The sequence below is a fragment of the Bacillota bacterium genome (genome assembly GCA_040754675.1).
Taxonomy (GTDB): Bacteria; Bacillota; Limnochordia; order Limnochordales; family Geochordaceae; genus Geochorda.
In genome coordinates, this window is sequence record JBFMCJ010000099.1 from 1 (window position 1) to 10272 (window position 10272).

General features: G+C 67.1%; 6 protein-coding genes. All 6 read right to left on the reverse strand.

The window, feature by feature from the left end; genetic code table 11:
• The coding region (locus AB1609_07785) for an SNF2-related protein (protein ID MEW6046367.1) at positions 1 to 2488 on the reverse strand (2488 nt) is incomplete at its 3' end.
• Between the two features lie 10 nt (positions 2489 to 2498).
• Positions 2499 to 5390 (reverse strand): DUF1156 domain-containing protein, encoded by a 2892-nt coding sequence (locus AB1609_07790; GenBank protein ID MEW6046368.1) that lies wholly within the window; start codon positions 5388 to 5390, stop codon positions 2499 to 2501.
• 9 nt (positions 5391 to 5399) lie between these two features.
• Complete coding sequence (locus AB1609_07795) at positions 5400 to 5819, reverse strand: hypothetical protein (GenBank protein ID MEW6046369.1); 420 nt, start codon at positions 5817 to 5819, stop codon at positions 5400 to 5402.
• On the reverse strand, positions 5816 to 8866 hold the full coding sequence (locus tag AB1609_07800; protein ID MEW6046370.1) for a DUF499 domain-containing protein: 3051 nt from the start codon (positions 8864 to 8866) through the stop codon (positions 5816 to 5818). Before AB1609_07800 ends, AB1609_07795 begins: the two co-directional genes overlap by 4 nt.
• 385 nt (positions 8867 to 9251) lie before the next feature.
• Positions 9252 to 9647 (reverse strand): hypothetical protein, encoded by a 396-nt coding sequence (locus tag AB1609_07805; protein MEW6046371.1) that lies wholly within the window; start codon positions 9645 to 9647, stop codon positions 9252 to 9254.
• A gap of 391 nt (positions 9648 to 10038) precedes the next feature.
• Positions 10039 to 10272: hypothetical protein (locus AB1609_07810; GenBank protein MEW6046372.1), on the reverse strand; the 234-nt coding region annotated here is incomplete at its 5' end.

The window sequence follows — 10272 nt, forward strand, 5'->3', positions numbered from 1 at the left end:
TAAGGCCCTCGCTGGCCGCCTCGGTGCAGAGCAACACCCGGATTTGCCCCGCCCGGAAAGCGTTCTTGACCTCTTCCTTGGTGACCCGCACCCACTCCCGCCCGTCCCACCGTTCACCCCCGCGCCCCGAGTAGCAGGCGAGGGAGCGGCCGTACACGCCCACCAGGCGGTTCCGCAGGTCGTCCATGGTGTCGGTGTAGTGGGTGAACACTGCCACCGTGTCCCGCCGCGCGAGGACCTGCCCCAGTTCGTCCACCAGGCGCGTGAACTTGGTGTCCTCGCCCAGCCTCGCCACCCTGTCCAGGATCGCGTCAACCTCGCGGATCTCCTCGGCTATAAGACGGCGGAGAGAGGGGGGAAGCTCCCCTCCGGCGGTCGCGTCGTGCAGTTCTTCCAGGGCGTCTTCGTCCAGGTCCGCGTCCTCGGTGTCTTCGTCGGTGAGGCCGAAAGCCGGGCCGGTACGGTTGAGGAGGTAGTCCCGGCGCCGCTCCAGGCTGCGGCGCAGGGCGGCGAAGGAAGACGTCAGGCGCCTGCGGTAGACGGTCATGATGAACCCCAGGCCCTTGCGCTCGCCTTCAAAGCGCTGGTAGAAACGGGACACGTAGTCCTCGACACGGCCGTAGAGATCCCACTCCTCAGGGCTCATGTGGATCCACACGGGCTCGGGACGGCGCTCGGGAACGCGTTCTTGGAGAAGCCCCAGCTCCCGGTAGCGGCGGAGCGTCTCGCGGGTGGCGCGGAACATCTTCTGACCCAGAGGAGACGCCCGGCGGCACAACTCCAGCAGCGCAGCCCGTTCTGCAGACGACAGTGATCCGATCGCGTGCACCGGCCGCTGTCCGGTGAATACCTCGCGCACACGTTGCCACGCCACCAGCCCCAGCTTTCCCCTCAGGGCCGGCACGAGGTCGTCGACCCCCTCACTGCCCGCGGCGCGCGCTAGCCGTAGCAGGAACCTCCAGTCCCCGTCCCCGGCCCGCACCGCCCGCAACTCCTCCAGGAAGCGGAGGAAGCGCTCCTCGGAGGCGGCCCACACCGGGGGCAGGCCGAGCTGGCGGAGCAGGTCGTACAGTTCCACCGGGTGGAGCTGCATGGGGGTGGCGGTCAGGAGCAGCAGCCCCCTTGTACGGGAGCACAGCCCGGGGCGACCGCCTTCCCCTTCCAGCAGGGTCAGCAGGCGGTTGGGACGGTAGCGGCTGCGTGCGAGGATGTCGCGCCGCCGGGCGTGGTGCGCCTCGTCCACGATGACCAGGTCCCAGGGGGCGGCTTGGAGGAGCTCCGCCGAACGCTGTGCGCGCTTGGCCAGCTGGCTGGAGGCAAGCAGTACCGGGAAGGCATCCCAAGGATTGGTATCCGGCGCCGCCACAGGACCGAAGTAATCCGTGAACGCGTGGCCGTCGTAGGCGGGCACGTTGAGGGCGAACTTCTCGTAGAGTTCCTCCTGCCACTGCCGCTGCACGCTTCTGGGCACCAGGATGAGGCATCGGCGCACCGCGCCCGAAAGGAGCAGAGATCTCAAGACGAGGCCCGCTTCGATGGTCTTGCCCAGCCCCACTTCGTCGGCCAGAAGGAAGCGCTCGGGAAACCGCCGCACGACCTCCGCCACCACCCGGGTCTGGTGGGGCCACGGGCGCACTCCGGCGGTGCGCACGCCAAGGTGTTCTCCCCCCTCCAGGTAGGGTGCGTCGCGCAGGAAGGCAAACAGGATGCGTTCCCGCTGATCGGCGGGGAGGCGCGGGGCCGCTGCGGACCCCGGTTCCAGGGCGTCGCGCAGGGGTGGTTCGGGCGGAGCCAGGCGCACCAGGTGCTGCCTCACCGCCTCGGGGATGGGTAGGGCGCGCCACCCTTCCTCTTGCCCTTCCCAGAGGCGGCGGATGCGCTCGGCCACCTGAGCCAGGTAGGGCCGGGTGGCATCCCAGGAGAAGTACACGGAGAACTGCTCGTAGTTAGTGACCCAGCCCTGAGGCGTCTCGTTGACGCTGCCGGAAAACGCCACCTGGTGGCCGCAGGCGTCGGTGAACACGCCTTCTTTGGCGTGGAAATAGTCGGCGGCCAGGGAAGCGGGCAGGGGGCGTCCGTCGGGCCCGAGGGGCAGGACCACGCGGATGGCGAGCCTGCCTGCCGCCACCATCCAGGCTAGCACCTCCAGGCGCCGCCGCGCGGGGTCTGCGGGGTCCGCCGCCAGGTCTTCCAGGGCCTGCAGGAGCCGGACCTCCAGGGCCGCCTGGAAGTCCTCCTCGCCGCGTTCGATGGCCCGCACGTCCTCATCCGAGAGCTGGGCGCCCACCAAGAGGCGCATGCGGCCGCCCGCCCGTACCAGGTGGGCCACGCCCGCGGCCGCAATGGCCAGGGACCAGGAGGAGAAGAACCCGGCGGTGCGGTCGTAGGAGACCGACCGAGACAGGGCAGGGAGGTAGAAGTCGCGCAGGCGGTCGTCCGCGGGGCCGTAGGAGATCTTCCAGTTGACCTCGGTGAGGCAGCCTGCCACAGCGTACACCTCATGGTTCCGGACTCTCGTCTAGTCCGCTGTCTTGTTCAAACATATCCCCCATCCTGAAGCGAGGTTCTTCCAATGGCGCAGGCGGCAGGTCGGGAAACGCCGCCTGACGCAGCCGCTCCAGGGCTTCGGCCTCCGGGCGGAGGTAGCGGCCCTCCCGGTTGTGGACTGCCGGCACCGCGCGTATGGCCCCCTGCAGCAGGGCGCGGAAGACGGGGTCGCGGGCGTAGCCGCGGTTCTCCAGGAAACGCGCCGCCGCTGCAGTGCCCTCTTCGGCCGCGAGGAGGAGCGCAGTGTGGAGCACGTCGAGCAGCACGGAAAAGGTGCCGTCAGGGTCGAGCCGGCCCCGGGTACGGCGCCCCAGCGGCTCCTGCATGGTGACCGCATCGCCCTGCTTCGCGAGCACGCGGTGGGCGCGAACGAGATCCGCCTCCAGGTCGCACCCCAGCGCGAGCGAGAGCTTGCGTGCCTCGTCGGCGGGGAAGGTCGCCGCCTTGAAGGCGTCCCAGGCCAGGAGCCAGAAGTCGGTGACGGGGTCGAACCGCACCGCCCTGCCCAGGAGCCGCTGCTTGCGCAGGGCTGCCACTTCTTCCCGAGCGACATTGAGCGCAGTCTCAGGCTCCAGGCGGAGCGGTTCGCCCGTCCGGGCATCGGCCTCCCCGGAGAGCACCGGCCAGTTCCGCGACAGCACCCCGAGCACGGGGCCGTAGGTGGCCAGGTACAGGTCCACCCCGGTGATCCCTGCCTTTTGGTACTCCTCGGCCCGCTCACGCGCCGTGTGGCGCACCTCGGCCTTGATCTCGTCCCACCATGCGGGCTCGCCCGATCTCTGGCGCTTGCGGCAGGTGAGGAGGATGGTGGACTGTGCCGCATTCTTCTTGGCCTGGTGCAGGGAATGCTCGCTTTCCGTGCGCACGGGCCAGGAGGACTCTACCGCGAAGCCCGCCTCGATGAGAGAGCGCCCCAGGGCATTCCAGGCGTCGGTGCGCTTGTGGGTGAACATCACGGTGAGCACTCCGTCTCCCCGGAGCACCCGGTGCATCTCGCGGAAGCAGGCCAGCATTTTGCGCTCGTAATCCTGGTCGGCGAGTTCCTTCGGGGCTCGGCCCCTCATCCCGCGGAAGCGGGCCGGGTTGGCGACCGCCTCCGAGTCCTTGTCGGTGAGGAGGGTGCCGAACGCCTCCGGGTACAGGTCGCCTACCGTGCGCTTGAGCCACACGTAGAAGAAGTCCGAGAGCTCGCCGTACATGACGTTATCGTAGTACGGCGGGTCCACCACGATGGCATGCACGCTCCCGGAGGGCACTTCCGCCAGGTTAGCCGCGTTCCCGTACCTGACCGTAACCGGGAGCCGGGGACCGGAGACCGCGAACAGGCTGCGCGCCGGTTGGCCAGCCAGCCGCGCAATCCCCCTGTAGGCGTCAACCACTTGATCAAGAGTCCAGGGCAGCAACATGCGTGCTGCATCGAATTCCCCGAAGCTCCATTTGAAGGAGAAATCGTGGCGGTCGAAGGTGTTGCGCACCTTGTACCGTGTGGCGTCCCAACTGGCCAGAGTACAGTTATAGTCAGCACACTTGTCAAGTACGAAACCGAGATAGGTGAGAACCGCGCGGCCACGGTCTTCGGGGAGACTTGCCCGCACCTCGGCAGCCAACTCGCAGTACACCTCCAGGTACGTGCACAGAGCCAGCAGTTGACGCGGCGAGAAGAAGTCGGCCCAGGTCCGCATCCCGTACTGGAGGGGCCGTGTGTCAGTGGCCATCTCTGGGAACGCTTCGCGCGGCACTAGCCCTCGCGCTTCCCATGCTGGCAGCCGGCGGGCAAGCTCTTCCGCAGCCCGGCTCGCAGCTTCGAGGTCTTCTTGCGTGGGGGGCCGGAAGTCCTTGCCCTGCGGGGTCTGCACGGCCACGGCATAAAGCTGCGCGCCCATGCGCCCCGCCTGGGCCTCGGCCTTGATGTAGTCGTCAGGGATGGTTTCTCCCGTCCAGGGTGAGACGGCGGTCCCGCGCGCCACCGTACCCCGCTCGGGACGTGCGGCACGCGCCTTGTTTCCCCGCACGATCTCGAACCGGCACTTGGGCGCGCCGGGGTCAGCCAACAGCCTCACGGCGACCACAGGCTCATCCCTGCTCCGCAGCCACCAGTTGGGGGAAAGCGGAACCGGCTTGCCGGTGTAAGGGCACGCTACGGTGCGGGCCCAGAGGTACGCAAAAACCCGCTCGTACGGTGCCACCGGGAAGAACTCCCCAAGGCGCTCCGCCACGCGCTCGGCCCATAGGTTACCGTAGTGGTGGAGGTCGTCCACCAGGTCTTCTCCAAAACGCGCGGGGTAGTCGAGCGTGGCGTGGAGGATCACGTGGGCGACGGGATTCAGTTCGTTGGCGAACGTGGCGAAGCCGCAGCGCAGTGCCTCGAACGGTATGGATCCGCCCCCTGCCATGGGGTCAGAGATCAGCAGGTTGTGTGTTCCCCACGTGACATCCAAGAGCCGGCGGATAGCCGTAATCTGTTCTCCGGACGGCGTATGCGTGAACGCGCGGCCGTAACCGTAACCCCCACCGGCCAGCCGTTCGCCCGTTTCCCGGGCGATTTCGAGGGCCTTCCGTGCCGCCACCGGATCACCGCGGATGCCCAAGAGGTCTCGGAGGAACCACTCGTGGTAGGCTTCCTCGTCGGGGAAAAGCCGCAGGAGGTTCTCCGGCCAGTCGGGGCTCCAGGCCGGGAGCACGCTTCCCAGGACAGCGGCCCGAGACACCACGAGCGGCCGCCGCGCCCACCAGACGTGCAGGAAGTACAGCGGAGGAAGGGCACTGCTGGCTGCTCTTTCGCGGCGGGCTTCCGCGCCGAGTGGGCCGACCGGAAGCCAACCGGTAATCAGCGGACTCTGCATGCGACGTCTTCACTCCCCTCCGAACAGCACCCTCAGGGCGCGGCGGGCGCTGCCTGCCGAGACGGCCTTGCTGAACCAATAGTAGGCCTCCTCGTCCGGCATGCTGCGGATGGCTTCGGCAATCCGCTCCATGCGGGTCGTCTTCCGCAGGGGCTTGATGGCAAGGAGGGTCAGGGCGACTCGCACTCCCTGGTCCTCCCTGAGTTCAAAGGGCTCACGGCGGGTCCGGCTCAGGTCCGAGGGCCGGTAGCCGCTCCTGCGCAGGGCCTCCACCACCTGGGGCAGGCTGGCCTGGAAGGGGGAGTCCCACGCCCGGACCAGGGACTGCTCCTCGGACCGCGCGGCGCCGTTGAGGCGCTGGCGGAGCTCGACCCCGTATGACCCGTCCGGGCGCGGGAGCACGTAGAGGAGAAACTGCCGGGGATTCACGATCCGTGCACCTCCCCGGTGGCGGGTTCCGCCGTAATGCGCACGCGGCCGGGGATGAGGTGTGCGAGGATGTCGCGAACCTGGTTCAGGCGGTCCGGAGTCAGAGGATCACGCGCGCGCCAGTCCAGGCGGGCGCGGACGTGAGCGCCTGACGCCCGTTCAAGCACGGAGATAACGGCGTCCTTCAGATCCTTGTACCGTTCCCAGGGCCCGCGGAACTCGAGACGCATGCTCCCGCCCTCGAACTCGCCCGTGGCCGACACCTCAAAGCGGAACTGGCCGGGGCCGAGCTGGGGGACTGCCAGTCCCAGGCTGCGTAGCTCCCGCACGCCGTCGGGGCCGTCTCCGTCGACGGCAAGCTGAAGCACGGCAAGCGCGGCCACGTTGCGGTCGTGCATGCGGTCGAGGATCCCCTGCAGGGCCTGCTCAGCCGTCCCCGACGCCTCGAGCTTGTCGTCCGGCGGCGGGGGCGGCGGGGCCTGGCAGCGGCAGCGGCTGGCTGGCTTCCCGCACACGGGGCAGCACTCCTCAGGAGGTGCCGCCCCGGCGATGGGTATCCCCCGCTCCCGGGCCAGTCCGGGTTCCAGCAGCACGGCGTCACCGTCCAGGCGCACGAGCGGTACCGGGGACCCCGCCCCGTAACCCCTGCCCTCGGCAGGATCGAAGTACACCCACAGGCCCCGCCGTACACCCTGCAAGATGCCCTCCCGCAGGGGTTTGGTGTCGAGCAGCATCCTCAAGCCCCTGCGGATGGCGAAGGCTCGCACCACTTCAGCCACGGGCATCTCACGGGCGCCGTGTGTCCAGGCCCATCGCTTGACTAGCTCCGGGGCGATGGGGCGGTCATCGCCCGTGTAGACTTTTTCCAGCCGCCTCAGTACGTCCAGGATCACTTTGCCCTGGTCCTGCTTGACGTCTCCTTGGTCCTGGGCTGGCAGAGCCTCACGCGCCAGCCCGGCGGCCGACCGAGGTGCGTCCGCCGAGGGATAGTAGAGAAACCGGTATGCACGGTGGATGGCCACCCGGAGCTGGAGTTCGCTTTCGTCTTTGCGCTGCCGCAGGCGCTGCCGCTGCTCCAGGGTGAGCAGCCTCTGTCTCTCGGGATTCTCGGCCAGGCGGCGGACGGCTTCAGCTTCGCGGGCCCTTGTGACCATGTCCGCCCGCTGCGCCTCGTCGCATACCAGGAAGATGACGTTGTTCTGGAACCTGCGCGGCTCGCCCACGGTCCCCTTCTCTTCGAAGAGCCGCCGCACCAGGTCGGGCGGGTGCTCGTCTTCTTCCCTGGCCACGGCCGCGTCGTAGTGCACGATGGCCAGCTTGGGCTTGCCCGCGTCGTCCGGGATCTCGACAGGTTCGGTGGGGAAACGGCAGACCTCGAAGACACCCGATTGCCAGATGGCCCGCAGCCGCTCGTCCAGCACCTGCTTGCCCTTGGTCACCCCCACGTACTGCATCTCGTCCACGACCATCTTGTTCAGGGAAGGCTCGGGAAAGAACCGCCAGCGCTCGCCCTCGTACTCCAGGTACCAGCAGCGCCGCTCGAGTTCCTTGAGTGCCTGAGAGAGCAGTGCGGGGTCGTCACCCGGCGCCAGGCAGGCAAGGGCAACCTCCTCCGTGCGCGCCCCTACCGCTGCGCCCCGCGTCAGGCTGTGCAGGAAGATGGCGGTCGCAGCCCGTTTCGCAAACGGCCGCCGCCCCGAAGCCTGCCAGGCACGGTCGATCTCGCTGGCGAACCCGGGGTGCTCGGCGACGGGACTGGCGATGTCGGCGTGCACGACCTCCTTATAGCGAGGCCGGTCCAGGCGGCTGGTGAGGTCCTCCACGATGGGGTCCCAGGACAGGTCCAGGTGGTGCGGGTGGATGAGCCAGGCGTCGGACGGCCGGACCTCCCACAGCCGGCGGATGGCCCGAGCCAGTAGCCGCAGCGCACCGCGGGTGCGCTGGAAGTTGGGTATGGTGGACACCTTGCGGTTCAGCGTCACCAGCAGTTCCGGGTGGAAGGGGTAGCTCCGCTCGAGGAACCGCAGGTAGTCGGGGGTCAGGGCGGTTGCCGGGAGCTCCGCACCCTGGCGTTGCGCCTCTTCGAGGTAGGCGCGGTAGGCAGCGGCGATTTCGGGGACGCAACTGGTGTCCACCCGCTCGAAGAGCTGGCGGGCCAGGATGCTGGCGATTTCCTCCTCGCCCGAGGTGGGCGTGAGGATGCGTTCGATCCGACCCGAGATGGCCTTCAGCTCCGCGATGAGCTGGGTAAGCACCTGCCCCAGTTCCTCGGTTTCCTCGCCGAAGGCGTCGGAGGCTTCCGCCAGGGTAAGCACGCACACCGCCCGCGGCGAGGCCGCCACAGCCTCTAACAGACCCTTGAGAAACGGAGCCAGGTGCCCCGCCAGCGCCTCCTTGCCCCGCCAGGTGCGCAGGGTGCGCAGGTACGGGGCCAACTCGTCGAGCAGGATGACCACCGGCCCGTCGCCCATGATCTCCCGCCAGGGGATGCCGCCGGGTACCCGTGACTCGTCGCTGCGCCGCACTCTTTCGTAAGCGGCGCGCCCGCCGAGCTGGTAAGCGATTTCGCCCCAGGGGGTGTACGTCACCGTGCCATCGGGGTGGCGGATGCCGTCAACCGGGTTCAGGTCATCCCCTACCACCACCGCGACGCGCGCCACCTCGCGGGACGCAGAGTGCGCCTTGAGGCGGGGGACAAGCCCCTCGTCCTCGACGTAGGGCGCGAGGACGTCCGCGGGAAGCCGGCCGGAAGCAGCGTGGTAGAGCGCGATGAGATTATGGGTTTTGCCGCCGCCGAACCCCGTTTCCAGGCGCAGGACCGGCGCCGCCATGGGGTTCGTGCCCCACATGCGGCCGAGCGCCTCTGCGAGCAGCGTGCGCAGGCCTTCGGTCGGGTGCGTCCGGCCGAAGAAGGTCGCTGCGTCAGCATACACCGGGTCGGCAGTCCCCCGGGCGACGTCCCCCAGCCGGGCCGCGAAGCTGGCCTCGTGCAGTTCCCCCGACAGCACCTCCGGCCGCGGTACGCATGTCTCAAACACGGTTCTCATTTCCACGCCCCCATTCACAATTGATGCTTCCTGCTTCTGGCGCGCCCCCTCTTGATCGGCGAGAGTCACGCAACGTTGTCTGATCAGTTGAGCCTGGCACCTCCACAGGCAACCCCAGGCGGCGGCAAACGATGAGAGCGTAATGGCCAAGCCATGCCTCAACCACGGGCTTGCGACTCGTGTTCCCATTTACACCAAGGCGATCCTTCACTCACTTGTTACGACACCATGGGATGCTGTTCCTGGTCCGCACTTGGATAGCTGCCACGGTAGTTCTGCCGGTTCTACCCACCCGCTCTGCGCACTCAGGCCGCGCTTATGTGGTTGACAGGTATACTGGCACCTGCAACTAGCCCCCATTGGTTACGGCATTGTCCGCCCGTTGTTACCCGAACAACAGGGCTGCCAAAATACCTACGCCGGTGAGCATTCGAACCTCGTACAAGAAGGGCAGCAGATACCTGGGTTGGCTTTCCACTGAGGATCTACCCCAGGTCATCCAGCTAACGTAGAGATCCCTTTTTGGATCGTCTGGCAGCTGGCCTGATTGCAGGGCGGCGTGAATCTTCCTCAACGCCAGCTTCAATGGAACCGGGCAATCATCGAACAACTCTGACCCTATGAATTCGGCTAGTCTTTGGGCCACCGTGTCAGTTCCCGTTCGGAAGACGTCTGCAATCAACCCTTCCAGTTGCCAGAGGTTTGCTCCCAACTGCTTAACGTGGTTTAGAACGTAGTAATAACCCGGAATTTCGCACGTCAACACATAGACAAGCACCATCACGAAGACTTCGAGCCGCAATCCCTGGTGCTGGTCCAGGTACAATGCAGCGAAAGACGAAGTACTCAGCCACACGGACAAAATGCGAAGTCTGCCGTGTCGAAGCCCGCGCCGTTGATGCAGTTGGTTCCGATGGGTTTCAATCAGGGAATGCAGAGCCGCAGCCACGTGGGCTACAGCTAGGACGGGCCAAGCCTTGGCCCACGCGTGTGAGCACAACCAATAGAAACCCAGCGTTGAAGCACCCGTAAGGACCGGTAACCAGCAATTTGCTGATCGCAGTCCCCAGCACGTGCCGACCGCCGCGAGAAGTGCAACGATGGCGATTAGCCCGAACGGACTAGCACCTGCCAATTCTGGAGTTGCCGCGTCCATGGTCCCGATGAGCAGGCTATACCTCCTTGTCGAGATCGATGTGGTCCAGCAGCGGAGCCGTCCTGAAAGAGACGTGTTGCCCAACCCTTCTCCTTAGCAGCAAATCGGCGTCCGCCAGGGCGGATGTGTGGTTAGCCAGTGCCGTGGGCGACAGGCCGGTTCTTCTCATCAACTCGGCTTTGGAGACCCATTCGCGGTAACAACACATAAGTATTTGGCGCTTCTTCTCGCTGTCCCGAAGCACATCACG

Bases quoted from the DNA above. Each gene is read 5' to 3' on its own strand.
- AB1609_07790 (MEW6046368.1), bottom strand. From the start codon at position 5,390: ATGCAGAGTCCGCTGATTACCGGTTGGCTTCCGGTCGGCCCACTCGGC.
- AB1609_07800 (MEW6046370.1), bottom strand. From the start codon at position 8,866: ATGAGAACCGTGTTTGAGACATGCGTACCGCGGCCGGAGGTGCTGTCG.
- AB1609_07805 (MEW6046371.1), bottom strand. From the start codon at position 9,647: ATGGTGCTTGTCTATGTGTTGACGTGCGAAATTCCGGGTTATTACTAC.